Origin of the sequence: Novispirillum itersonii (assembly GCF_014205675.1) — a bacterium.
Taxonomy (GTDB): Bacteria; Pseudomonadota; Alphaproteobacteria; order Rhodospirillales; family Rhodospirillaceae; genus Novispirillum; species Novispirillum itersonii_A.
This window is the reverse complement of record NZ_JACIIX010000009.1, coordinates 77,431-101,563: the sequence shown is the minus strand read 5'-3', so window position 1 is coordinate 101,563 and position 24,133 is coordinate 77,431. Positions and strand designations below refer to the sequence as shown.

Annotated in this window: 21 protein-coding genes; 6 read left to right on the top strand and 15 right to left on the bottom strand. The window is 65.5% G+C overall.

The window, feature by feature from the left end:
* Window positions 1-10 precede the first annotated feature (10 nt).
* The 6 genes from FHS48_RS12605 to FHS48_RS12580 form a co-directional block, all read right to left on the bottom strand.
* Window positions 11-1,171 (bottom strand): polyprenyl synthetase family protein, encoded by a 1,161-nt coding sequence (locus FHS48_RS12605; protein ID WP_184263921.1) that lies wholly within the window; start codon window positions 1,169-1,171, stop codon window positions 11-13.
* Window positions 1,164-2,579 (bottom strand): hypothetical protein, encoded by a 1,416-nt coding sequence (locus FHS48_RS12600; protein ID WP_184263920.1) that lies wholly within the window; start codon window positions 2,577-2,579, stop codon window positions 1,164-1,166. The genes FHS48_RS12605 and FHS48_RS12600 overlap by 8 nt, the downstream gene beginning before the upstream one ends.
* A gap of 14 nt (window positions 2,580-2,593) precedes the next feature.
* A complete protein-coding gene (locus tag FHS48_RS12595; protein ID WP_184263919.1) occupies window positions 2,594-3,934 on the bottom strand; it encodes a hypothetical protein in 1,341 nt (446 codons plus the stop codon).
* Window positions 3,921-4,592: a papain-like cysteine protease family protein gene (locus FHS48_RS12590; RefSeq protein WP_184263918.1), complete on the bottom strand. Its 672-nt coding sequence runs from the start codon at window positions 4,590-4,592 to the stop codon at window positions 3,921-3,923. Before FHS48_RS12590 ends, FHS48_RS12595 begins: the two co-directional genes overlap by 14 nt.
* Before the next feature lie 52 nt (window positions 4,593-4,644).
* The gene (locus tag FHS48_RS12585; protein WP_184263917.1) at window positions 4,645-5,325 is read right to left on the bottom strand and encodes a hypothetical protein; all 681 of its coding nucleotides are present in this window, start codon (window positions 5,323-5,325) and stop codon (window positions 4,645-4,647) included.
* A gap of 275 nt (window positions 5,326-5,600) precedes the next feature.
* The gene (locus FHS48_RS12580) at window positions 5,601-6,032 is read right to left on the bottom strand and encodes a DUF411 domain-containing protein (protein ID WP_184263916.1); all 432 of its coding nucleotides are present in this window, start codon (window positions 6,030-6,032) and stop codon (window positions 5,601-5,603) included.
* 164 nt (window positions 6,033-6,196) lie between these two features.
* Here FHS48_RS12580 and FHS48_RS12575 point away from each other — a divergent pair, with 164 nt between their 5' ends.
* The 3 genes from FHS48_RS12575 to FHS48_RS12565 are packed head-to-tail and all read left to right on the top strand — an operon-like array spanning window position 6,197 to window position 8,597.
* Window positions 6,197-6,421: a ParD-like family protein gene (locus FHS48_RS12575; protein WP_184263915.1), complete on the top strand. Its 225-nt coding sequence runs from the start codon at window positions 6,197-6,199 to the stop codon at window positions 6,419-6,421.
* Entirely contained in the window at window positions 6,418-7,242 is an 825-nt protein-coding gene (gene map, locus FHS48_RS12570; RefSeq protein WP_260402460.1) for a type I methionyl aminopeptidase, read from the top strand. The genes FHS48_RS12575 and map overlap by 4 nt, the downstream gene beginning before the upstream one ends.
* Before the next feature lie 35 nt (window positions 7,243-7,277).
* Window positions 7,278-8,597, top strand: a complete 1,320-nt coding sequence (locus tag FHS48_RS12565) for an NAD(P)/FAD-dependent oxidoreductase (protein ID WP_184263914.1) — start codon at window positions 7,278-7,280, stop codon at window positions 8,595-8,597.
* A 114-nt stretch (window positions 8,598-8,711) separates the two neighbouring features.
* On the opposite strand, the gene FHS48_RS12560 is transcribed toward FHS48_RS12565, so the two are convergent.
* Window positions 8,712-9,074 (bottom strand): hypothetical protein, encoded by a 363-nt coding sequence (locus FHS48_RS12560; protein ID WP_184263913.1) that lies wholly within the window; start codon window positions 9,072-9,074, stop codon window positions 8,712-8,714.
* A 253-nt stretch (window positions 9,075-9,327) separates the two neighbouring features.
* A complete protein-coding gene (locus FHS48_RS12555; protein ID WP_184263912.1) occupies window positions 9,328-10,143 on the bottom strand; it encodes a helix-turn-helix transcriptional regulator in 816 nt (271 codons plus the stop codon).
* Window positions 10,144-10,436: 293 nt separating this feature from the next.
* Here FHS48_RS12555 and FHS48_RS12550 point away from each other — a divergent pair, with 293 nt between their 5' ends.
* The gene (locus tag FHS48_RS12550) at window positions 10,437-11,897 is read left to right on the top strand and encodes an alanine/glycine:cation symporter family protein (RefSeq protein WP_184263911.1); all 1,461 of its coding nucleotides are present in this window, start codon (window positions 10,437-10,439) and stop codon (window positions 11,895-11,897) included.
* A 97-nt stretch (window positions 11,898-11,994) separates the two neighbouring features.
* Here the strand turns inward: FHS48_RS12550 and FHS48_RS12545 are convergent, their stop codons facing one another.
* The 3 genes from FHS48_RS12545 to FHS48_RS12535 form a co-directional block, all read right to left on the bottom strand.
* Complete coding sequence (locus FHS48_RS12545) at window positions 11,995-13,815, bottom strand: methyl-accepting chemotaxis protein (protein ID WP_184263910.1); 1,821 nt, start codon at window positions 13,813-13,815, stop codon at window positions 11,995-11,997.
* A 406-nt stretch (window positions 13,816-14,221) separates the two neighbouring features.
* Window positions 14,222-15,592, bottom strand: coding sequence for a glutathione-disulfide reductase (gene gor / locus FHS48_RS12540; protein ID WP_184263909.1), 1,371 nt, complete (start codon window positions 15,590-15,592; stop codon window positions 14,222-14,224).
* A gap of 96 nt (window positions 15,593-15,688) precedes the next feature.
* The gene (locus tag FHS48_RS12535; RefSeq protein ID WP_184263908.1) at window positions 15,689-16,306 is read right to left on the bottom strand and encodes a GNAT family N-acetyltransferase; all 618 of its coding nucleotides are present in this window, start codon (window positions 16,304-16,306) and stop codon (window positions 15,689-15,691) included.
* A 302-nt stretch (window positions 16,307-16,608) separates the two neighbouring features.
* Here FHS48_RS12535 and FHS48_RS12530 point away from each other — a divergent pair, with 302 nt between their 5' ends.
* The gene (locus tag FHS48_RS12530; RefSeq protein ID WP_184263907.1) at window positions 16,609-19,101 is read left to right on the top strand and encodes a nitrate- and nitrite sensing domain-containing protein; all 2,493 of its coding nucleotides are present in this window, start codon (window positions 16,609-16,611) and stop codon (window positions 19,099-19,101) included.
* A gap of 111 nt (window positions 19,102-19,212) precedes the next feature.
* Window positions 19,213-19,647, top strand: coding sequence for a GNAT family N-acetyltransferase (locus FHS48_RS12525; protein WP_184263906.1), 435 nt, complete (start codon window positions 19,213-19,215; stop codon window positions 19,645-19,647).
* 126 nt (window positions 19,648-19,773) lie between these two features.
* Here the strand turns inward: FHS48_RS12525 and FHS48_RS12520 are convergent, their stop codons facing one another.
* The 4 genes from FHS48_RS12520 to FHS48_RS12505 form a co-directional block, all read right to left on the bottom strand.
* Window positions 19,774-21,864, bottom strand: coding sequence for a methyl-accepting chemotaxis protein (locus FHS48_RS12520; RefSeq protein WP_184263905.1), 2,091 nt, complete (start codon window positions 21,862-21,864; stop codon window positions 19,774-19,776).
* A gap of 84 nt (window positions 21,865-21,948) precedes the next feature.
* A complete protein-coding gene (locus FHS48_RS12515) occupies window positions 21,949-22,215 on the bottom strand; it encodes a hypothetical protein (protein WP_184263904.1) in 267 nt (88 codons plus the stop codon).
* A gap of 133 nt (window positions 22,216-22,348) precedes the next feature.
* Entirely contained in the window at window positions 22,349-23,614 is a 1,266-nt protein-coding gene (locus tag FHS48_RS12510) for a cytochrome-c peroxidase (protein WP_184263903.1), read from the bottom strand.
* Between the two features lie 11 nt (window positions 23,615-23,625).
* Window positions 23,626-24,066, bottom strand: coding sequence for a FixH family protein (locus FHS48_RS12505; protein ID WP_184263902.1), 441 nt, complete (start codon window positions 24,064-24,066; stop codon window positions 23,626-23,628).
* Window positions 24,067-24,133: the final 67 nt, after the last annotated feature.

Here is a 24,133-nt window from a genome sequence, read left to right as displayed (position 1 = left end):
TCCGGACGGGTCAGAACCGGCGGTCAACGATGTAGGTGGCCAGAGCCTCCAGATGATCGAAGGCCGCGTTGCGCTCAAACGGCACCAGATAGGTCAGCGCATCCAGCGCCTCCTGCCGGGCCCGCCCGTAGGAGCGCTGAAGGGCATCAGTGCCCTTGATGACATCAATCGCCGCATCCAGATCGCCCAGAGCGTCGGTCTCCCGGCGGACGTAGCGGGTCAGCGGATGGTCTGGCCCCAGATCCTGCATGGCGTACAGGATCGGCAGGGTCAGACGGCGCATTTTCAGGTCAATACCGGGGCGCTTTCCGGCCTTCGATCCGTCCTGAAGGAAATCAAGGATGTCATCCATGATCTGGAAGGACCGGCCGATCCGGCGGCCATAAAACCCCAGCCGCCGGGCATCGGCGGAGCGGCCCCCGGCCAGCGCCACCCCGGTTTCGCAGGCCAGACCGAACATCACCGCCGTCTTGCGTTCGATCACATCGTAATAACGCTGCTCCAGACGCGGGATATCCCACCCCGGATCGGTGGCGATTTCGTCCAGCTCCCCGGTGCAGATATCAAAGGCGGAATCCAGCACCGTGCTGACCAGCCCCATTTCCCGCTCGGTCTCAATCGCCCCCAGAAAGGTGCGGATCGCCTGAAGGAACTGAAGATCCCCGACCAGAATGGCGGTGTTGGTGCCACGGGAGGCATTGACCGACTGCAACCCCCGCCGCAGCAGCGCATCATCAATGATGTCATCGTGAATCAGCGAGGCAACGTGTAGCATCTCCAGCGACACCGATGCCTTGATCACTTTATCCGACAGCGGCCCCGCCGCAGGATCAGAAAGCGGCACAGCCGCAGGATCCGGCCCCGGCCCCGCCGCCCCGGTGATCAGCCGGGCCGCCAGCATCAGCAGCAGCGGGCGGATCTTCTTGCCGCGCCGGTAGATGCCCAGTTCGGTTTCGGTCAGGTACGGGCGCTGCGGCAGCAGGGCGGTTTCCAGACAGTTCTGAAACCGGGGCAGGTCGGCGGCCAGCAGCCCTTCGGCGGCGCTGTCCAGCGGGTTCCGCTGTCCAGCGCCATCAAAGTACGGCCCGCCCCGGTCCAGCCGGTCAATCTCATACAGCTCAGGCCCGGCGGAAACCGGTCCGGCTGTCCCGGTCGGGGTCCGTTCAGGCATCCGGCTGCCCCTTCCGCGCCGCCCGCTCCAGCATCCGCGACAGGGCCAGCGTCACCCCGTCGTGCAGCATCCGGCGGACGAAATACAGGTCGCGCAGACGGGCACGGATGGCATCGGCCCCCGGTCCGGTCCAGCCGCTGTCATCCAGATCAATCGCGAACGCCGGCAGTGTCACCTCGGCCCGGGCACCATCCGCCCCGATCCGCACCTGCGCCACCGCCCCGGTCAGCGTGCCGTTGACGGCACCGGACCACAGGACGGCCCCGGCATCTTCCGCCGCCTGTGCCCGGTCATTCAGGGCCAGAAACGCCATGCGGCGGACGACGGAGCGGTCAGCCTCGCTCAGGACATGCCAGTTGTTCTCCCGGGCCTGCGCCGCCGCACCGGCAGCCCCCGGGCCATTGGCCAGCCCCTGCGCCAGAATGTTTTCCAGCTGGTCCACCGTTGCCGGGGCCGGCTGGATGATATCACTGCCGATCTGATTATAGATCTCTCCCCCCTTCAGGGCGGTATGCGCCGCCCCATTCGCCGACTGTCCGCCATCCGGCGCGTTCCCGGTCAGCGCCACCGCCGACTGGAAGGTCAGCGTTGACAGCGCCGCCTGCGTATAAGGGCTGTCAGGATCAATCTGGAAATTGGGATCAAAGGGATTGCCTTCCATCATCACCGAGGCGGTGATGACGTTCAGGCGCTGCGCGAAGGCATTGCCGTTGTAGGTCACCTTCTGCGTGCCGAAGGTCGTACCATCACCGGGGTTGACGACGTCCCCGGTTTTCAGGGCGCTGTGGGTGTGCAGCATCATTTCGGTGGTGGCCCCGCCTTCCGACCACAGGGCGCGCAGCGACGGGATGCCATTGAAGACCATATTGAAGGTTTCGTTATGGTCGCCGTAGGTGTTCAGCAGCTGCTGACCGTTGAGAGTTTCCCGCAGTTTCGGCTTCTGGTCGCGGGCCTGCTGCATCATCTCGTCGGCCTGTTCCGGCGTCAGCACCGGCGGGGACGGGGGAGTCGGGGTGGGCGGCACCGCCCCGGCCGGGCGCGATCCCTTCAGCGCCGACAGTGGCAGCATGGTGCCGCCGGTGTCCAGATCATGGGCCGCCGTCGGGCGGGTGTTCAGGCGGTAGGTACCCGTCAGGCGCAGCGGCGGCAGCGCGACCGTCACCCCGTGTTCGCCCGGAAGATCCGCCGGGATGCAGACCACCGTGGCATCCTGTGCCACGGCAAGGGTCAGGTCGTGGAAAGACAGGCCGATATCGCCCGCCGGATAGGCAAAGCCCTCCGGCATCGGCACATTGAACACCAGCGGCAGGTCCGGCTGATCGCGCAGGGCCAGTGCCGCCACCCCGCTGATTTCAGCGGCAACCGCCTTGGGGAAGGCACCATCATGCAGAGAGGAGGAGGAAGTCATGGTCGTGGTTCCTGTCAGCCAATGGTGACCGAGAAAGACTGGGAGACGTAGCTGCTGCCAAAGGGCGTGGCGACCGCGCCGTCGGCGATGGTCAGCGACACCTTGATGCCGTCGATGGAAACCGACATCGTCGGGATATCGACCACCGAAATATGCCGGTTGCCGGGGTCAAGAATGTCGTCCAGCAGATCGCCCTTGGACATGGCGGTGATCAGGTCAACCGCCCCCGAGCAGGCGGTGGCCAGGGTCGTGCCGATAATGTCCCCCGACCACGTCGGGGACACCGTCACCGTGGTGTCCTTCAGGCTGCCCGGCGTCACCTGAAGCGACTGGGTGCCATTCTCGGTCACCGCCGCCAGCCCGATGGTCATCGTCAGCGGCGACGGGGAATAGGTGATGGAGACACTGGCCGACAGCTTGTCCCAGTTATCCGGATTGGCGATGGCGTCGATGGCGGTGCCGATCGGGCACAGCAGGGTCTTGACGATGCCGGTGCCGGTGCCGCCGACCCCGGCGCTGCCCGCCAGACCGGACAGCGAGGCCGCCGCCTGAAGATCCGTCCCGGAGATGGACGCGACGATGCTGTTGACCGTGCCCTTGATGCTGGCCTGCGCGTTCCAGTCGGAATTCCCGCTGCTTTCCTCCACATTAAAGGCGTAATCCGTCACCTGACTGGCAATGACGGTGTTGATCACGGTCAGGCCGACCAGCGCGTAGAGGTCATCGGTCGGGGCGGTATAGCCGGTCAGATCAACCGCCGCCGAAGACTGCATCGCCGCCGCGATCACCAGCCCGCCATTGATGATTTCCGCCACCGGGGTTTGCAGGGTCACCCCGACCACCTCGGGGATCTGGGGGATGGCAATCGCCGACAGCGCCGAATTGGCAAACTGAAGGATGGCGGGCACCAGCAGGTTGCCGACCACCGCCTGATCGAACTTTGACATCTGCGTGGTATCAAAGGCCACCGCCTGCGCCGCGACCGACAGGGTGCCGCCGGTCAGGGTAAAGGTGGCGTAAACATTGATCCACGACGTGCCGGACAGGGTCTGGCCGCCATAGGTGGCCCCCAGCGTTGCCGCTGACACCACCAGTGTCAGCACATTGCCGGTCGGCAGCGGCCCCTTGGCGGTCGGGTAGGCCGCCGCCCACTGCTCCGCCGTCGGCGGCGTGAAGGACACGGTCGGGGCGGCCTGAATCGCCCAGGTTGCCGTCACCGGGCCGATCGGGTCGATGGTTTCGGTCTCGGAACCGTTGAAGAGCGCCGTCTGAGCCGCCGGACTGGCGTAAAGACTGCTGAGAATGGTGTTTATGCCGGTGCCGGTGGCACCGACGGCAACATCAAAGGTGGCCATGGGAGGGGTCTCCGTGAATGCGGGTCCAGATGGTGTCTGTCCACACGCCGCCCTGCCGGTACTCCCGCGGGAACCGGTCATAGGGGCAGCGTGACGGACCGTGCAGGGAATCATCAATCAGCAGACTGCGGTCACCGGGGTGATAGCCGGTGACCAGAACGAAATGGGCGTCTCCGCCGAACCATTCGATGCGCAGAGGCACCGGCAGGCCCCGGTTGATCTCAAACATCAACCGTTCAAAGCGGGGTTTTCCGGGGCTCCAGTGGGCCAGCAGGCCCAGATGGTCCAGCACCCGGTCAAGGGGGCGGTTGCATCCGTCCGCGGTCCCATCCTGTCCGGTGTCTGCCTCGGACAGGGAAACGGGCGGTAGCCCGTGCAGTGATTTTTCCGGTGATCCGGGCGGTGATCCGGGCGGTGATCTGGGGGCTCCCGGATCATCGGTCAGGGTGGCAAGGGTGCTCTGGGAGATCTCCCGCCCGGACAGAAACCGGGCCAGCCCGGCCCCGATGGCCGCCCAGCACCACCGGGCCTTCTCCTGCCGGGGCAGGACCAGCGGCAACTGTACCGCCCCGTCCTCCCGCCGGACCGGCAGGGTGCCACCGGCCAGTCCGACGGAGGACGTCAGGGTCTCTTCTGTCTCGATAACAAGCGTCACCACAGCAGGATGCACCGGAACCGGAGCCGCGCCCGCTGCCGGTGGCAGCCCGCCATCAGGACATATCCGCACACAGCGGCAGAAGGCCGCCGATCTGGTCGTTCAGCACCGGGCGCACCGCGTCGGCGATGCCGCCACGGATGGTGCCCTTCAGGGCATCCAGCACCAGATCCTCCAGCGGGCTGAGGAAACTGTTGAAGAACCCCAGCCCGTCAATATCAATGCTGGCACCGCCATAGTTCAGCGACAGCGAGGACAGCGACACCCGGGTCAGGCACAGCTGAGAGCCGGAAATCTTTGCACTGAAAGTACCGGTGCCGGTGGCGGTGACACCGCTGACGGCAGCCGTACCGGACACCCCGACGCTTTTGTGGATGAACAGCAGCGATGCATCCAGCCCGCCGCCGACCCGGGCCGTCAGGGTTTGCCCCAGATGCGCGTCCAGCACCACCGTTCCGCTGACGGCGCTGGGGTCATTGGGGTCCGTGCCGCCGGAGGTGATCGCCAGCGTGTCGACGACAATCGACGACAGACCGGCCAGATTATTAACGGAATAGTCCGCCCCGACGGAGGCCGAGCCGATGCCAAGGTCGATGCTGCCCAACGTTTCATGCCCGGACACCACCGACCCCATCGGATCCAGCCCGGCGCTGCGGATGCCGTTCTGTGCCGCCTGCGTGATCGCAGGAAGCTGGGCGGCGATAATCTTATTCAGAAAAGCAATAATCGGATCCATGCGTCGATGACCTCATCACTCACCCTTTTTGGGTGTATACCAAGGTTGCCAGCCCGCATAAAGAGTACACGCATGGAGGTATCAGTAAATAAATATTCTCCTATAAATAATTTAAATCATGCGTCCGGCGGCCTGCCTGACCGTATAAAAACAAAAGGCGCCCCTCCTCAGGGGCGCCCGGACCATAGAAATCAACACACATGTGAAACCATGAATAGAAAGCCGGAAAACCGGCCAGCACCAGCCAAACTAAGCCAAAAGTCCGGCCCGGCCGGTCATTCGACCGCAAACACCGCCGTCTGACCACCCCCGAAGCTTTCGACCACGAACGGGCCGTCCTTCTCCCCGCTCATGCCCGGCGATCCCTGCGGCATTCCGGCAAGGGCAATGCCGCGCACCGCAGGCTTTTCCGTCAGCAGCTTTTTAATCGCTGAGACCGGCACGTGCCCTTCCACCACATAGCCATCCACCATGATGGTGTGACAGCTTTCCAGCTGCGGCGGCACCCCGGCCATGGTTTTGACCCTGGCCAGCGCATCGGTGGTCACCACCTTCACCCGGTATCCCTGTTGTTCCAGATAGGCGGCATGCCCTTCACAGCAGCCACACTGCGGGTTTTTGTACAGGGTCATCTCTCCGGCCATCGCCGGGGCCACCGGCATCAGGACACCAGCCGCCACCAGTGCCATCATCATGTGTCTGCGCATCAGCGTTGTCCTTTCTGCGTCGGTGCCCTTTCAGATAAGGCCCCAGTCTGGCCGGTAAAGGCCCCCCGGGCCTTGCCGCAGATCAAACGCCTTGCCAAAACCATCCCCCAACGATACGGTCCGTATACGGTTCATATACACATCATATTTCCCCGGAGACCCCGATGGGCATCGTCAAGATTGATGACACCCTGCATGAAGACCTGCGCCGCGCCAGTGGTGTGATGTGCCGGTCGATCAACGCGCAGGCCGAATACTGGATCAAGATCGGCATGCTGGCGGAAGCCAACCCGACCCTGACCTTCCCCGAGATCATCCGCCGCCAGATGGAGGCCGCCGCCCTGCCCGCCGGGGTGGTGCCGCTGCTGTCCGGCGGGACCACCCCATGAGCGGCCCCATGAGCGGCATCATCCTGAAAACCCCGGAACAGATCGAGGCGATGGCCGTGGCCGGACGGCTGCTGGCCGGAGTGTTCACCCTGCTCGACGGGCTGGACCTGACCGGAAAATCAACCCTGTGGGTCAATGATCTGGTGGAGGACCACATCACCCGGACCCTTCAGGCCCGTCCGGCCAGCAAGGGGCAATACGGGTTTGCCTATGCCCTGAATGCCTCCCGCAACGAGGTGGTTTGCCACGGCGTTCCCGCCGCTGATGACATCCTGCTGGACGGCGATATCGTCAACCTCGACATCACGCTGGAAAAGAACGGCTGGATCGCCGATTCCAGCAAAACCTACTGCATCGGCACCGTCAGCCCGGCGGCGCGGCGGCTGGTGAAGGTAACGCAGGATGCGCTGTGGCAGGGCATCCGCGCCGTCCGCCCCGGTGCCACAGTCGGCGATATCGGCAACGCGATCCAGCGCCATGCCCGCCTGCACGGCTATGGCGTGGTGCGCGAATACTGCGGCCACGGCATCGGCGAACAGATGCACGAGGAACCCCACATCCTGCATTTCGGGCGGCCCGGCAGCGGCCCCCGGCTGGAGCCGGGGATGGTCTTCACCATCGAACCGATGCTGACACAGGGCAGCGCCCGGGTGCTGCCGCCGGAAGACGGCTGGGCGGTACGCACCCGCGACGGCAAGCTATCCGCCCAGTTTGAACACACCGTCGCCGTCACCGCCGACGGGGTGCGGGTGCTGACCCTGCGCCCGGAGGAAGGGGCACGGTATTCTGCCCCTTGCACCCCGGCAGAAAATGGGCTTTGACAAAGCCCCCTGCCCTGCCTGCCGGAGCCTTCCCCATGCGCCGCATCCGCCGTCTGCCGTCCGATGATTCCTGCAACGGCTGGAATGCCCTGCTGCCGCCCCGCGCCCCGCGCCCGGCATTGCGCGGCGATATCACCGCCGACTGGGTGGTGGTCGGGGCCGGATACACCGGGCTGGCCGCCGCCCGGCGGCTGGCGGAGCTGCGCCCGCAGGACCATGTGGTGGTGCTGGAGGCGCAGACGGTGGCCGACGGCTCGTCCGGGCGCAATTCCGGTTTTGCCATCGACCTGCCGCACAACATCACCAGCTCGGTGGAGGAACTGGCCCAGTCCCACGCCTACCGTCGGCTGGCCCGGGCCAGCATCGCCCATCTGCGCGACCTGACCACCCGCCACGGCATCGCCTGCGACTGGTCCGACAGCGGCAAGTACCACGCTGCCGCCAGCCCGCACGGGGTCCGGGGCGTTCTGGAACCGACCCGGCAGGAGCTGGAACGGCTGGAAGAGCCCTATGAATGGCTGGAAGGCCCGGCGCTGGCGGCCCGCCTCGGCACCGCCAGCTTTGCCGCCGCCCTTTACACCCCCGGCACGGTGCTGCTGAACCCGGCGGCGCTGGTGCGCGGGCTGGCCGACAGCCTGCCCGCGTCCGTCACCCTGTATGAAGGCTCGCCGGTGACCGGGGCCGACCTTGGCAGCCCGGTCACCCTGACCACCCCGCACGGCACGGTGCGGGCGGCGCGGATGATTCTGGCGGTCAACGGACTGGCCCCGCAGTTCGGCTTTTTCCGCAACCGCCTGCTGCCGTTTTCCACCTACGGCAGCCTGACCCGCCCGCTGACGGAGGCCGAATACGATGCCCTCGGCCGCCCGGCCCCGTGGGGCCTGACCCCGGCCCATGCCTTTGCCGGGGCCACCCTGCGCCTGACCAACGACCGCCGCCTGCTGGTGCGCCAGACCGTGGAATACAGCCCGGCCTTCCAGCGTAATGCCGGGCACCGCGCCCGCGTCGCTGCCCGCCACCGCGCCCTTCTCGCCCGCCGCTTTCCGATGCTGCCGGAGATCACCTTCGACACCACGTGGTCCGGCATGATCTGTGTGTCGCAGAACGGAGCCCCCGGCTTTGGCGCCGTCGCCCCGCACATCACCGCCGCCGTCTGCCACAACGGGGCCGGGGTCACCAAGGGCACCATCGGCGGCCTGCTGGCGGCGGATCTGGCCTGCGGGCAGGATAACCCGCTGATCGGCGACCTGCTCAGCCTCGGCCAGCCGCAGGCGATTCCGCCGCGCCCCGCCCTCGACATCGGGGTCCGCGCCCGCTTCGCATGGGAACTGTGGACCGCCCGCCACGAGGCGTAAACAGAGAGGCGGACAGACAACTCCCCCCAAAAGAAAACAGGCCGGAGCCCTGCCGCCCCGGCCTGTTTTTATCCTGTCATCCCCCCGCCCGCAGGCGGGGCAGACCCCTGCGGCTTATTCGTATTCAGCCGAGGTTTCGCCGGAGGCGCGGTCGTAGTGGATGGTGATGGTCGAGGTGGTGCACAGGTCAAACTTTTCCCACTCGGCGGTTTCCTTATCGGTGTAGACCACCTTCAGGTCCCACTTGCAGGACTGGGTGCCACGGGAAAACTTGATGTGGACCTTCTTGCCGTTGTCCAGAACGTCCTGGCCCAGCACGTCTTCCTGCCAGTCATCCGAGGCGGACGGGGACACATACACTTCTTCAATCGCATAGCCGGTCTTGTTGACCAGCGTGAAATCCTGCTTACCGCCAGCCAGAGCCGCAGTGGAGAAACCGGCCATGACAACGGCAGCGGCGACAAGACGAACGAACATGATGGTTCTCTTCCCCGAGAGTCCTGCCCGCAGTATTCCGGAGAATGCCGGAGCGGGCAGGATGCGATACGTCAGAATTGCCGCACATGCGTAAGCCCCGCGTGCGGCGGCCGGGCACGGACGGATCCGACGCCCCCGACTGGATAAAATTATTGGCACTTTTTCCAAACAAGCGGAAGGGCCTATCGTATTCAGGGAAACAAATTGCACTAACGGTTGAAGACCATTTTGCATCCGCTCAAAGATCTTCCGGCTATCCGCGCGCTTTCAGGTGCCAGTCCCCCGGCGCCACCTCATTCCGGATCGCCTGCCGGACGTCATCCGATATGTCTAAACAGTCACAATCGTACAGTCCGCACTGCCGCAGTGCCCGCCGCAGATCCACATCCCGGCCCAGAAAATCATACACCACCCGGGCGCAGACCGGTTGCCGGTCCCACCGCCCCGCCGCCCCCAGCCGTAACCCATGCAACCGCACCACCCGGTTGCGGAAGGTGGGAATCAGAACGGTCTGGGTGATCTCCAGTCCGGTCAGGGTCTCGTAATCATTCAGGAAAATGCGGTCGGCCAGCATGTGCGCCACCCCAAGGTACAGGCCATGCAGCGGCTTTTGCCCCGGGGCCTCGCGCACCCGTTCGGTCCGCTGGTAATAAATGCCGCCGTCGCGACGGACCAAAGTCACCAGTGTCCGCAGAATTTTCCCCGGATAGGCCATCGACAGATAGGTTTCCAGATAACTGCCGAGGAAGCGCTCCATCCCATCCGCCCCGGTGTGGGCCAGCCGGGCCAGATGCGGGGCCTCCGGGCGCGGGCTCTGCTCCGCCCGCTGCCACTGCCGGGCCCGGATCTGCACCAGTTCGGCAAAGGTGGCGGCGGGCAGCAGGATCTCATGCTCCTCCACCCCGAAGAAATCGCAGATCCGCCGGAAGTGGTGACGGCTGGGCCGGTACTGCCCGGCCAGCCAGCGGTTGAACTGCGGGCGGTTGACCTCCAGCCGGCGGCAGACCTCGGCAATCGAGCGGTGATAGCCACACAACAGCCGCAAATTCAGGGCAAAATCGCTGTCCATCGTCTGTGCATCCCCGGGGGCTGGTGCAGTTTTTCGCGCAAACTGCGCTATTCTGTACCAATTCACACCATTCCGGCAAATTGAGTTCGCCGCATTCTCCTGTTGAAATCAGCTGTCAGGCGAAAAAAGCCACCGTCAAGGCTTTTCAGTGGAGGAAAGCGCCGCTATAAGGCGCTCCCCATACATAAATGACCTGACACCCATAAGCTGCCCTGATGAAGGCAGCATGCTCAGAGACCAACCCGAAGCCACGCCCCACCCGGGCACCGGCTGCGACGGAGTGCAAACGCCAGATGTTAGAGTTCCTGAATGACCTGCTGTGGAGCAAGGTCCTGATCGCCGCGCTGATCGGCCTCGGCCTGTGGCTGACCATCGGCACCCGCTTTGTACAGTTCCGCTATTTCGGGCGGATGTTCGCCATCCTGTCGGCCAATCAGGCCTTTGGCCGTGATAAGCACGGCCACCTGTCGTCGTTTCAGGCGCTGATCCTGTCGGTGGCCGGGCGTGTCGGTGGCGGCAATATCGCCGGGGTGGCGGTGGCCATCACCATCGGTGGCCCCGGTGCGGTGTTCTGGATGTGGGTGGTCGGCCTGCTCGGCATGGCCACCAGCTATGTGGAATGCACGCTGGCGCAGGCCTACAAGCAGGCCAATCCGGATGGCACCTTCACCGGCGGCCCCGCCCATTATATCGCCCGGGGTCTGGGGAGGAAGTGGCAGTGGCTGGCCTTCGTCTACGCCGCCCTGCTGCTGGTGACCTTCGGCTTCGGCTTCTCCGCCGTGCAGTCCTATTCCGTCGCCACATCAATGCAGGATGCCTTCGGAATCCCGGTCGAGGCTTTCGGGGCCGCGCTGGCGGTGGTGATCGGCGCGATCATCTTCGGCGGCGTCAAGCGCATCGCGCAGGTGTCGGAAGTGATGGTGCCGGTGATGGCGGTCGGCTACATCCTGCTGGCTCTCGCGGTTCTCGGCATGAACATCACCCAGCTGCCCGGCGTGCTGATGCTGATCGTTAAAAGTGCTTTCGGGCTGGAACAGGCGGTCGGCGGCGGCATCGGCGCGGCAATGCTGATGGGCGTCAAGCGTGGCCTGTTCTCCAACGAAGCCGGTCTGGGCAGCGCCCCGAACGTGGCGGCGGTGGCCTATGTGCAGCATCCGGCCAGTCAGGGCATTGTGCAGGCGTTTTCGGTGTTCATTGACACCATCATCATCTGCTCCTGCACCGCGTTTATCATCCTGCTGGGCACGGTGTACCAGCCGGGCATGTCGGCGGAGATCGGCGGCGTCGCCCTGACCCAGGCTTCGCTGGCCGGGCATGTCGGCGAATGGGGCCGGATGGCGGTCAGCGTCGCGCTGCTGCTGTTCGGGTTCACCACCATCATCTACAACAGCTACCTCGGTGAAAACAGCCTGAAGGTTCTGGCTGAAAAGATCCCCGGTGCGGTGATCGGTTACCGGGTTCTGGTGATCGTGCTGTGCGGCTGGGGGGCCACCACCGACCTCGGCACCGTGTTCGCCTTTGCCGACGTGACCATGGGCTTCCTCGCCCTGTGCAACCTGCTGGCACTGGCCCTGCTGTTCAAGCCCGCCATCCGCCTGATGAAGGACTTTGACCGCCAGATTGCCGCCGGTGTGGCGGAGCCGGTGTTCGATGCCGGCAAGTTCACCGATATGGGGGTTGATCCGGCGGCGTGGACGCTGGAAGAAGAAGATGCCGCAGCCCTGAAGGCGGCACAGGCTAAAGCCGGGGCGTAAGCACCGACGGTAGCATACCGGAAACGGACAAGGCCGGAGCAGAGATGCCCCGGCCTTTTCTTTATTCCCCTGTCCCCCGGCCTCTTGTCCTCCGGAGTTACCGCGGCGCGTCCGCCGCCGGGCGGACCGCGGCCAGAAAGGCCCCCACCTCCTCCCGCAGGCGGTCAGACTCCGCCCCCAGATCATGGGCCGAGGTCAGCATCTGCTGCGATGCATCGCCGGTCACCTGCGACACCGCCCGCACCGCATTGATGCCGTCGGAGACCATCGACGCCCCACGGGCCACGGTGGTCACCGCATCCCTGATCTGGGCCGAGGCCGCCGCCTGCTCCTCGACCGCTGCCGTGATGGTCTGATAAATCCCGTTGATCTCGTCAATCCGGGTCACAATCCCGCCGATGGCTACCACCACATTCCGGGTCTGCACCTGCACCGCTTTGATCTGCTGGCTGATTTCCCCGGTTGCCCGCGCCGTCTGATGCGCCAGGTTTTTCACCTCGTTGGCAACAACGGCAAAGCCCTTGCCAGCCTCCCCGGCCCGGGCCGCCTCGATGGTGGCATTCAGGGCCAGAAGGTTGGTCTGGCTGGCAATCTCGTTGATCAGGCCGACCACATGGCCGATCCGCACCGTGGTTTCCGACAGTTCCTGCACCGTGGCATTGGTCAGGTCCGCATCTTCCGAAGCAGCATGCGCCAGCGTGCTGACGCCGGTGACCTGTTCGCCGATACCGCGCACGGAAACCGACAGCAGTTCCGCTGCCTCCGCCGCCGTCCGGACAGCGGCGGAGGTTTCCTCGGTGGCCACCACAACCCGCGCCACCTGCTGGGATGTTTCCTCCGCGTTGGCGGCCAGCACCGAGGCCGTCTCCTCAAAGCGGCTGCTGGCACCGACAACCCCGTCGAGAACCGTGCTGACCCCCTGTTCAAAGCGGGCGGTCAGGCGTTCCACCTGTTCCGACTGCCGGATCCGGGCCTGATGATCCTCTGTCTGCGCCTGCCGCATCAGGTCCATCTGGCGGGCATTGTCCTGAAAGACCTGAACACTGCGCGCCATTTCCCCAATTTCGTCACTGCGGCTGCCAAACCGGCGGGCCAGACGGTCGCCGTCCTCCGTCCGGTTTGCCGCCAGCGCCAGCATCCGGTCCCGCAGCAGCAGCAGCGGGGTCAGAATATCCCGCCACAGCGACACCACCAGCCAGAGCACCCCCAGCACCACGGTGATGATCGAGGCCAGCATCAGCGCCTGATACAACGCCCCCATCCGCTGGGCGGCGTACAGCTCGGCATCGGTCCGGGCCTGTAGAAGCTGGAAGAACTCGTCCACCGGCTTCATGATCTGGGCCTTATAGAGGTGATACTGCTTTGAATGCACCAGCTGCACCGCCAGTGTGCGGTTCGGCTCCGCCCGCTGGGTATAGGCCCCGGCGGGGTCCTTGAAGATCCCCTTCACGGCGTTCATCGCCTCCACCTCCAGATTCACCAGACCATCGGAATTGGCCTGCGCTTCCTTCAGTTTGGCGAACTCCTGCTCGGTAAAACCGGCCTGCCGCATCAGGTCCTGTAGGGCCACTGCCGCCCCGTCCGGGCGCGGGGCCTTGCCATCCGCCGCCACAAAGTCCCAGTAGATCCGGTTATAGGCCTGCGGACGGGGTTTCTTGCCGTTGCGGATATCCAGAACCGCGAAATACTGGTCCTCATACGCCGCCTCTCCGGTCACCACATAGGTGCGGACCAGCCGGGTCAGATCATCGGAACTCTGCCGCAGCTCCACCGCCAGCAGATAGGAGTCATAGCGGTTCTGGGCAGTCTGCTGGATTTTCTCCTCCGCCCGGCCATACAGCCCCCAGGTGACGCACAACGACAGCAGCGCCACCACGATAACGACGGACAACACCTTGGATCTGGTACGGATTTTCATCTTGTGCCCCCACACTCTGCCGGTCTGGCAGGAACGCTGATTGCTGCGGCATCTCCCGGCACCCGGAAAGCGGGGCCGGTCCTGACGCGGTTCCAAAGAGCCGGACCGCCCCGGCCGCAGACACGCTGTCTGCGGCCGCCGATGGCAGTCCGGACGGGGCGGCCGTCCCATGGCGCTCGCCGTGCCTCAGGCTTCTGATGAGTCCCGTTATGACCCCGACAAAGAACATTGTTCATCAAATCGGGAGACAATCAATAATCAGATTAATACGAACGATTAAATGATTTATTATTCATGTCTAATTATTATGGTTTTTCTTTTCCTGAACGACATGATTATATCCCTAAAATAAATAAGGCCCGGACCTCCTCACGGGGTCCGGGCCTGTGCCGTCCGGTCCGGGCGGTTACGCCTCTTCGGGGTCCGGCAGCGGGGTGCGCAGGGTGACGAACTCCTCCGCCGCCGTCGGGTGAATGCCGACCGTGCTGTCAAAGTCCTTCTTGGTCAGCTTCGCCTTCACCGCAATACCGATGCCCTGAATGATCTCCGGCGCATCGGGGCCAACCATATGCGCACCGATCACCACCTGCGTGGCGCGGTCAACGATCAGCTTCATCATCGTCTTTTCCTCGCGGCCCGACAGGGTGTACTTCATCGGGCGGAAGCGGGTGACGTAAACATCCACCTTGCCCCGGGCGCGGGCGGCCTCTTCGGTCAGGCCGACGGTGCCGACCGGCGGCTGGCTGAACACGGCGGACGGCACGGCGTCATGGTCCGGCGACATCGGGGTGTTGTTGAACTCGGTCTCGGCGAAACAGGCCCCTTCGCGGATCGCCACCGGGGTCAGGTTGATGCGGTCGGTCACATCCCCCACCGCCCAGATGCTGGGCACGTTGGTGCGGGAATAGGCATCAACCTTCACCGCGCCACTGCGCGGATCCAGCGCCACCCCGGCCTCTTCCAGCCCCAGCCCCTTGGTGTTGGGCACCCGGCCGGTGGCATACATCACCTGATCACAGGTTTCGGTCTCGCCGGTGGTCAGCAGCACCGACAAACGGCCATCGCCCTGCTTCTCAATCGACTGCACCTCGGTGCGGCGGCGGATGCGGATGCCCTTGCGCTCCAGCTCCACCGCCAGATCGGCCCGGATATCCTGATCGAAACCGCGCAGAATGGTATCGGCGCGGATGACGATGGTGACACTGGCGCCCAGCGCCCGGAAGATCCCGGCGAATTCGACGGCGATGAAGCCGCCGCCGACGATCACGATGTCCTTCGGCAGTTGCGGCAGGTCCAGCGCCTCGTTGGAGGTGATGGCATGGCTGATGCCCGGGATCTGCGGCAGCATCGGCCAGCCGCCGACCGCCACCAGAATGCGCTTCGTCGTCAGGCGGCGGCCGTTGACCTCGACCGTGTGCGGGTCAATCACCCGGCCCCGGCCCTCGATCAGCTCCACCTTATTGTTGCGCAGGATGTTGCGGTAGATGCCTTCCAGCCGGTCCAGCTCGCGGTTTTTGTTGGCGATCAGGGTCGGCCAGTCAAACCGCACCTCGCCGACACTCCAGCCGTAGCCCTTGGCGTCTTCCAGATCCTCGGCGACATGGGCACCGTAAATCAGCAGCTTTTTCGGCACACAGCCGCGCATCACACAGGTGCCGCCGATGCGGCTTTCCTCGATCACGGCGACTTTGGCGCCATAGCCCCCGGCCAGACGGGACGCGCGCACGCCCCCCGACCCGGCCCCGAGGGTGATCAGATCATAGTCAAAATCCGACATCGTCCGGTCCTTATGCCATCAAGATGGTACTCCGTGCCCCCAACATAGGACGGGACACCCCGGATTGCCAACCCGCAGACGGTCAGGCCGGAACCGTCACTCCGGCAGGGGATCCACCGGGGGCACGGGCAGTGGCTCCGGCGACGCGGCGCGGCGGGGGGCGGGCTGCACTGCCCCGTCCGCCAGCACAAACCGGTAGCGCACCACCGGCAGCGACACCCCGAGATACGGCAGATCCTCCACCCCTTCAGGAGAACCGCCGCAGGTTTCATAAAAGGGATTCCAGCGGGCCTCAGCCGGGCTGCGCAGCAGCAGCGACCGTGCCCCCGCCGCCGCCGCCAGTTCCCCCACCCGGCGCAGCAGCCGGGTGCCGACTTTCTGGGCGTGGTGGGCGTTCATGACGGTCAGATAGGGCATCTCCCAGTCCGGCGACGGGCCGCTTTTCCGGCGCGGCACCGGCGGGCAGGCGCAGGCAAAGCCGATGGATCCGTGCAGGGAATCCGCCACCACCACCACCCCGGCAGCCCGGCCAATGCCCTTGGCGCGCAGCCATTCCCGCCATTCCTTGCCCCGGTCGGCGGCACTCAGCAGCAGGGCCGACGGCGGCACCCCGTATTCCACGCCAGCCTGGAGGCTGATGCGGTGGAGCAGGCCGATTGCATCCGCATCGACCAGTGTTGCTTCCCGCAGAATGACGCCGTCTGTTGCATGCATGTCGCACCCATCCGGGGGAGTCGCCCCCGGCCCTGAATTTCCGGCACTTTGCCCCCTTGCACCGCAAACGTCCATAAAAACCTTGGTGGCAGCCCGCCGGACCCGGCTAACCACGCAGGGTTGAACGACGAGGACTCAATACCGCTAAAACATTCCTATACAGACAAATACCTTCACTTTATAGTGTTTCCGGGGTGCAAAGGGGGCTACCGTGATGCTGTAGCAGGGTTTTCAACCTAAACCGTATGGATTAAACCATCAGCGCAGTATTCGGCAGAGACGCAACCTGTGGGAGATGACGGATGGAACAAGTCCAGTGGAGCGACAATTTTGATGTTGGGGTGCCCGTTCTTGATGAAGGGCACCATACCCTGCTCGCCCGGCTGGATGCCCTGTATGCCGCTGTCGAAGCCGATGCCCCGGCGGCAGATCTGCTGACCCTGCTCGACAGCATCAACAGCGCCGCCCGCAGCCATTACAGCGAAGAAGAAGGGGAGATGCGCCGCTTCGGCTACCCCAGGACCGAAGAGCATGCCGCCGTCCATGCCCGCTCGCTGGAAGAGATCTCCACCCTGATCCGCCGCCTGCGCGACAACGACCCGACCCTGACACCGCTTCAGGTCCGCCATACCCTGTATTTCTGGTTCCATAAGCATTTTCTCGACGAAGACGCCGATTTCAGCCGCTTCCTGCTGGGGCGGGGGATTGCCGCGCCGGGCCGCCGGGGATCCGCCCTGTTGCAGCGGCTGTCACAGATGACCGTCAGCCTGCGGATGGCGGTGCTGGCGCTGGTGCCGCTGCTGGGGCTGATTCTGCTGGGCGGACTGCGCATCGCCGATGCCCTGACCGCCAACCGCGATATGGAGGCCGTCGTCACGCTGGCCTCCCTGGCCCCGGATATCAGCGCCGCCGTGCATGAACTGCAAAAGGAACGCGGAACCTCCGTCGGCTTCACCGGGGCCAAAGGCACAGCTTTCGGCGACGCCATGAAGGCCCAGCGCACCGCCAGCGACGGAAAAATCGCCACCCTGCGCCAGAGCCTGTCGGCCTTCCCCGCCGCCGCCTATGGCCCGGACTTCCTCGGCAAGCTGGATGCCGCCCGTGCCACGCTGGACCAACTGGTCGCCCGCCGGGGCGATGTCGATAAGCTGGCCCTGCCCGCCCCGCAGGTTGCCGCCTTCTATTCCGGACTGATCGGTCAGTTTCTGGGCACCATTGAACAGATGGCCGCCATCAGCGGTGACGCCGGGATCAGCCGCCGGATCTTTGCCTATACCGCGTTTTTGCAGGCCAAGGAACGCACCGGTCTGGAACGGGCGATCGGCTCCGCCGGGTTTGGGGCCGGGGCCTTTGACCAGACCCTGTACAGCACCTTCGTCGGCCTGATCGCCCGGCAGGAAACCTTCCTGCAAACCTTTGCCCAATACGCCACCCCGGCCGAAAAAGCCTTTCTGGCCGAAACCGTCAAAGGCCCCGATGTCGAGGAGGTGAACCGCCTGCGCGGCATCGCGCTGGCCAGCCCCTTCACCGGCAACACCCAGGGGGTGGCCGGTCCGGTGTGGTTTGACACCATCACCAAGAAAATCAACCTTCAGAAGACGGTGGAAGACCGCCTGTCGCAGGACCTGCTGGCCGATGCCGCCGCCCGCGCCGCCGCCAACAAGCGGCAACTGGTGCTGATCGCCACCGCCGTCACCGTTCTGACACTGGCGGTGGTCGCCCTGACCCTGCTGATGATCCGCAGCATCATCCGTCCGGTGCGGGCACTGACCCATGCCTCCGACCGGCTGGCCGAAGGCCATCTGGAGACCGAGATCCCGGCCCTGCTGCACCGTGACGAAATCGGCCGCATGGCCCGCGCCGTCCAGCACTTCAAGGACAATGCCATCCGCATCCGGATGCTGTCGGAGGAACGCGCCTCCAGCCGTGCCCTCAGCCACGAGCAGCAGCATGCCGAGATGGAAAAACTGGCACGGGTGTTCCAGAGCAATGTCGGCAGCGTGATCGAGGCGGTGTCCTCGGCCTCCACCGAGATGCAGGCCTCCGCCGAAACCCTGAACACCACCGCCGAGCAGACCAGCCACCGCGCCACCGAGGTTTCCGACAGCGCCCGTCATGCCACCGTTAATGTCGAGACGGTCGCCGCCGCCGCCGAGGAACTCAGCGCCTCCATCACCGAAATCGGGCGGCAGGTGGAAGAGTCCGCCACCGCCACCGCCGCTGCCGTCAGCGAAGCGGAAACCGCCAACGAAAAGGTGCAGAAACTGACCGAAGCCGCCGAGCGGATCGGTCAGGTGGTGCGGCTGATCTCCGACATCGCCGCCCAGACCAACCTGCTGTCGCTGAATGCCACCGTCGAGGCAGCCCGGGCCGGGGAAGCGGGCAAGGGCTTCGCCGTGGTCGCCAACCAGGTGAAGGCGCTGGCCACCCAGACCGCCCGGGCGACCGAGGACATCGCCCGCCAGATTGCCTCGGTGCAGGCAGAAAGCCGCGATGCCGCCGCCGCCATCGGCAGCATCACCACCACGGTGCAGAAGATCAACGCCATCGCCAGCGGCATCGCCGCCGCGGTGGAGGAACAGGCCGCCGCCACCCGCGAAATCGCCCGCAATGTCGAGCAGGCGGCGCAGGCCACCCATGCGGTGTCGGAAACCATCGACGGCGTCAGTCAGGCCGCTGCCGAAACCGGCTCCGCCGCCACCCAGATGCTGGCCGCCGCCAGCGAGCTGGGCCGTCAGTCGGTGCGCCTGCATCAGGAAGTTGACCAGTTTCTTGAGGAGGTCCGGAAGGGCTGATCCCCGGCCTGTTCCCGTTCCCGCGCCTCTTTCCGGCCTCTGACGGGCGTGGACACCGGTCCGCGCCCGTTATGCCTTCAGATCCCATCCTCTTTTCTGAAAGAACCGGCCATGCCCCGGATCAGACTGGCCCGGCCAGACGATATCCCCGCCATTTTCACCATCCGCACCAGTGTACGGGAAAACCACCTGTCCCTGTCGCAGCTGACGGAACTGGGCATCACCCCGGACAGTCTGCGGTCGATGCTGGAGGCGCAGGCCTGCCTGTGGGTAGCCGAGGTGGATGGCACCGTCGCCGGTTTCAGCATGATTGATGCGGAAGACGGCTGCCTGTTTGCCGCCTTTGTCGCCCCGCAGGCCGAAGGCCGGGGACTGGGCCGCCTGCTGGTGGAAACCGCCGAAGAGGCCCTGTTCCGCACCCATTCCCACCTGTGGCTGGAAACCGCCGCCACCAGCCGCGCCGCCGGATTTTACCGTCATCTCGGCTGGGCCGCTGCCGGTCCGGTCAGCCCGGAGGGGGATCTCCGTATGGAAAAGCGCCGCTGAAAAAGACAGGGAACAGCCTGTCGGCTGCCCCCTGTTCAAGTTGGCTCCGTCCGTATCCGGCACAGGCCGGGGAGCACCTCAGACAATCAACACGGACCCTTTTTTCCTCAAAGACCGCCCCCGCCCCTACAGGGCAGAGATCCGGCTGAGGAACTGTTCAACCTCCCGCCGCAGGGCACCGGAGCGGTCCGCCATCACCGCCGCCGCCTGCAAAACCTCATCCGCCACCGTTCCGGTCCGCTCCGCCCCGCCCTGCACCTCGGCAATGCTCTCGGCAACCTCGCCACTGGCGGCGGCGGCCTCCTGAACATTGCGGGCGATTTCCTGCGTGGCCGCCCCCTGCTCCTCCACCGCCCCGGCGATGGTGGTGGCAATCTCATCCATCCGCCGGATAATCCCGGCGATGCTGTCATTGGCCTGTACCGCCCGCTCCGTCGCCTGCTGGATTTCGCTGATGCGGGCGGAAATTTCGCCGGTGGCGCGGCTGGTCTGCCCGGCCAGCGCCTTAACCTCATTGGCAACCACGGCAAACCCCTTGCCGCTTTCCCCGGCCCGGGCCGCCTCGATGGTGGCATTCAGCGCCAGCAGGTTGGTCTGGGCGGCAATATCGGAAATCAGGCTGACCACATCCCCGATCTGGCTGGCAAACCCGGCCAGACTGCGGATCAGCATAACGCTGTCACCGGAGGCCGAGACCGCCTGTGCCGAAATCCGGGCTGATTCCTCCACGTGACCGCCGATCTCCTGAATGGAGGCCGTCAGCTGTTCCGCCGCCGCCGCCACCTGACTGACCGTGCTGCACGACACCCCGGCCGCACCGGAGACCAGCCGGGCCTGCCCGCTGGCCGAAGCCGCAATCACCGTCATCCCCCGGGCCGTCCGGTCCAGCAGCTGCACCGTCTCCTCCACCGATCCCAGAAGATCAGCAACACCGGCGCGGAAACCGTCGGTCAGGCCCTGCATGGCCTGCGCCCGCTGCACCTGTTCCTGCACCGCAGTCTCGCGTTCCGCTTCCAGAACCCGGTTGCGCTCCATATTGGTGCGGAACACCGCCATCGCCTCGGCCATCACCACCAGCTCCTGCGGTGAGGTGATCTCCGGCAACGGTGCCGCAAGCCGCCCGTCCGCCAGATCGCGCATCGCCCCGGTCAGGCGCGACACCGGGCGGGAAATCCGCTGAGCCACCAGCACCGCCAGCCCGGCAGCCACCAGCGATGCCAGCAGCCCAACGCCCAGCATGGTGCGGCTGGCCTCCGTCACCGCTGCCATCACCTCGGCCTCCGGCACAAAGGCCAGCAGGGTCCAGCGTTCCTCGACACCCTCAATGCCGAAGGTGGCGGTGCTGATCAGGCTGGGGACCCCGGTCACCGGATCGGGCATACGGTGCAGCGCCCCCCTTGAACCCGGGGGATGCAGGACCAGATCGCGCAGCGCCTGCGGCTCCACCACTTTCCCGATCAGCTTTTCATCGGGGAAGGCCACCCACTGGCCATCATGCGAGACCACCGCCACATAGCCGCTGTCATACAGCCGGACCGCCGCCGCCTGCTTCTGGATCGAGGTCAGGGGGATATCCACGGTGGACACCCCCACCGCCACCATGATGCGGTTGATCACCGGGGTGGCCACCGTCACCATCAGGGTGGGAATCCCCAGCACCTCGTACAGATACGGCGGGGTCAGCACGGTGCGGCGTTCCTGCATCGGCTGGCCGTACCAGCTTTCCTCCGACGGATCGCCGGTCATCGGCAGAATGGTCAGAGTCGGTTCCCGCACCGCATCGCGGGTGGCATACAGCAGATAGCGGCCATCGGCATCGCCCAGTTCCGTTCCGGCATATCTGGCGTCCTGCCCGTCAAAGGCCGGTTCAAAGCCGGTGTAGACACCGATAAAGGCCGGATTATCCGTCAGATTCCGCCGCAGGATCTCGCCGTTCAGGGCCCGGTCAAAGCCGCCGGAGGCCTGCAACAGGGCTGCCGCCGTCTGCGCCCCGGCGCGGGACAGGGCCGCCGCCCGGACGATCAGGTCATCCATGGTTTCGGCTTCCTGCGCCGCCCGGCTGCTGAGGTATTCGGCGGCCCGGTTGCGGGCGGCCTCCTCCTGCGAGACCGAGGCATACCAGATCACCAGTCCCTGCCCCGCCGCCATCACCGCCAGAAAGGGCAGCAGGATATGACGCCGGATCGACCCGCCACCGCGTTTTTTCACTTCAGTCATGTCCGTTTTCCTTTGGGGGTGCCACCCGTGCCTGCCGTCCATGCCTGCCGTCTATGCCTGCCGTCTCCGGGCAGGAGGAGCCCATCAGGCGATGGTCGCCACGGACCGGCAGGCGGAAATCAGAAGGCGCTCCGCCTCGTCAATCTGGACAATCAGGGTGCTCAGCCGGTCAATCTGCCCGGAGACCTCGCCGCGCAGCTGCCCCAGCTCGTCCTGCAATCCAGCAATACTGCGCTCCAGCGCCTCAATATTGTCGGTCCCGCCGCCACACAGCGCCTGAAGCCGCTGACGGATGGCCGTCACCGCTTTGCGGGTGTTGTAGGCGGAATTACAGATGTCGTTTGAAGCCAAAAGCGTGTCTCCTTCCATCCGGGAAATGCTCTCGGTCATACCGAGGATTGTCACCGGTCTGCTGCGGCCTGAGGTGTTTGGTCCGATAGTCATGATGCCTCCCGTACTGTTGTCCGCCGTGGCGGATGATCCCTCAGTCGGTGCCAAGGGTTTTGAGAAAGGCGGTGATCTGCTCCACCTCCCGCGCCGTCAGCAGCAGGGGGCGCAGTTCACTGCGGCCATAGGCCGCCGGGGGGGCCGCCAGATAATGGGCAAGCACATCGTGCAGGGTGGCGATCTGCCCGGCCCGCATGTACGGCGGCCGGTCCGCCACCCCGCGCAGGGACGGTGTTTTGAACGCCCCCACCTGATCGGGCTGATCGAGGGCGAGAAACCGCAGCTCGCCACAGGTTTCCGCCCCGGCATCACTGTAGGGGCTGACGCAGTTGAACGGGCTGGACCGCACCAGACGCGCCCCGGCCCGGCGATCCTGCTCCCCGCTCTCCCCCTTCCCACTCTCCCCCGGTCCCGGCGCAACGCCGGTGTTGTGAAAATGCCGGTCGGTCAGCAGCGGGCCGTTATGGCAGTCCATACACCCGGCCTTGCCGATGAACAGCCGCAGGCCATCGCGTTCGTCCGCCGTCAGGCCGCTGTCCTGCCCGGCCAGCAGCCGGGTGACCGCGCGGTCAAACCGGGTTTCCACCGGCATCAGGGTGCGTTCGTAGGCGGCAATTGCCTTGCCGATGTTGACGAACACCGTGGTGACCGCATCCCGCTCCAGCGCCGACATGGCCGCCCAGCCCGCCGCCGCCGCCGGATCAGCCATCGGCCCGGCCCGCTGCGGCAGGCGTGACAGATCCGGCAGCGGGCCGAACAGGCGTTCATACGGTGCCCGGTACCACGTTGCGATCACCCGGGCGGAGGAAGTGCGGTCTCCGCCGTGTTCCGCCGCATTTTCCAGCGGCCCCAGCGCCTGCGCCCACAGGCTGTCCGCCCGCCCGTCCCAGAACAGGAACGGCGCATAGGCAACCCCGGCCAGCGGCATGGTGCGACGGTTGGTTTCCCCAATCCCCCGGGCTGTGGCCCGGTCATCCTGAAACTGCCGTTCCGGGCGGTGGCAGGTGGCACAGGCAATGCTGCCATCCCCACTCAGGCGCGGATCATTGAACAGCGCCTGCCCCAGACGGGCCGCCTCCGCACTGTCCGCCACCCGGTTGGAGCGGTCCGCCGGCAGCGGCGGCAACGCCGACAGCGACAGCGACCGCACCACCAGAAGATCCTGCTCGGTCCAGTCCGCCGGAGGGGGAGAGGATGCCACACCGGGCAGCTCGACAATTAGGAACGTCAGGGCCACCGCCACCCCGGCAATCAGCCAGAGCACCCCTGGGGGGCGCTGGCGGCGCAGGGAACGCTTCCGCATCACCGCCCCCGTCACAGATCGAAGGGAATGCTGACGGTATCGCTGCCCCCGGCACCATCCAGCGTCAGCCGGATCATCCACCGCCCCGACATGGTAAACTTCAGGCCGTCGAGCCGGTATCGGCCCCCGTCTGTCTCTGCCGTCATCATCGGGTGGGTCGGCAGACCGTGGTGATGGGCGGGCATGCCGCCGCTGACCGCGATGGCCAGCCCGTCCGCCGGAGCACCGGACGGATCGGTGACAACCACGTCCCAGCGGTGCAGCCGATCAAGGGGCGGCGGGCTGACCTCCGGCCGTACCGTCACCGCATACAGACCACGATCACTGAGCAGGGTCCGGGGGAAACCCGCGCCGGGTCCCGGCTCCTCCGCCCGCGCTCCGGGCAGCATCGACAGGGCCACCGCCAGAACCCCGGCAAATAGAAACGGCTGTCGGCTGGGACCATATGTCATGGTGCATTCTCCTCCTGACACATCCGGCCTGTACCGGATTGCGACCAGACTTACCGCCCTGCCGCCA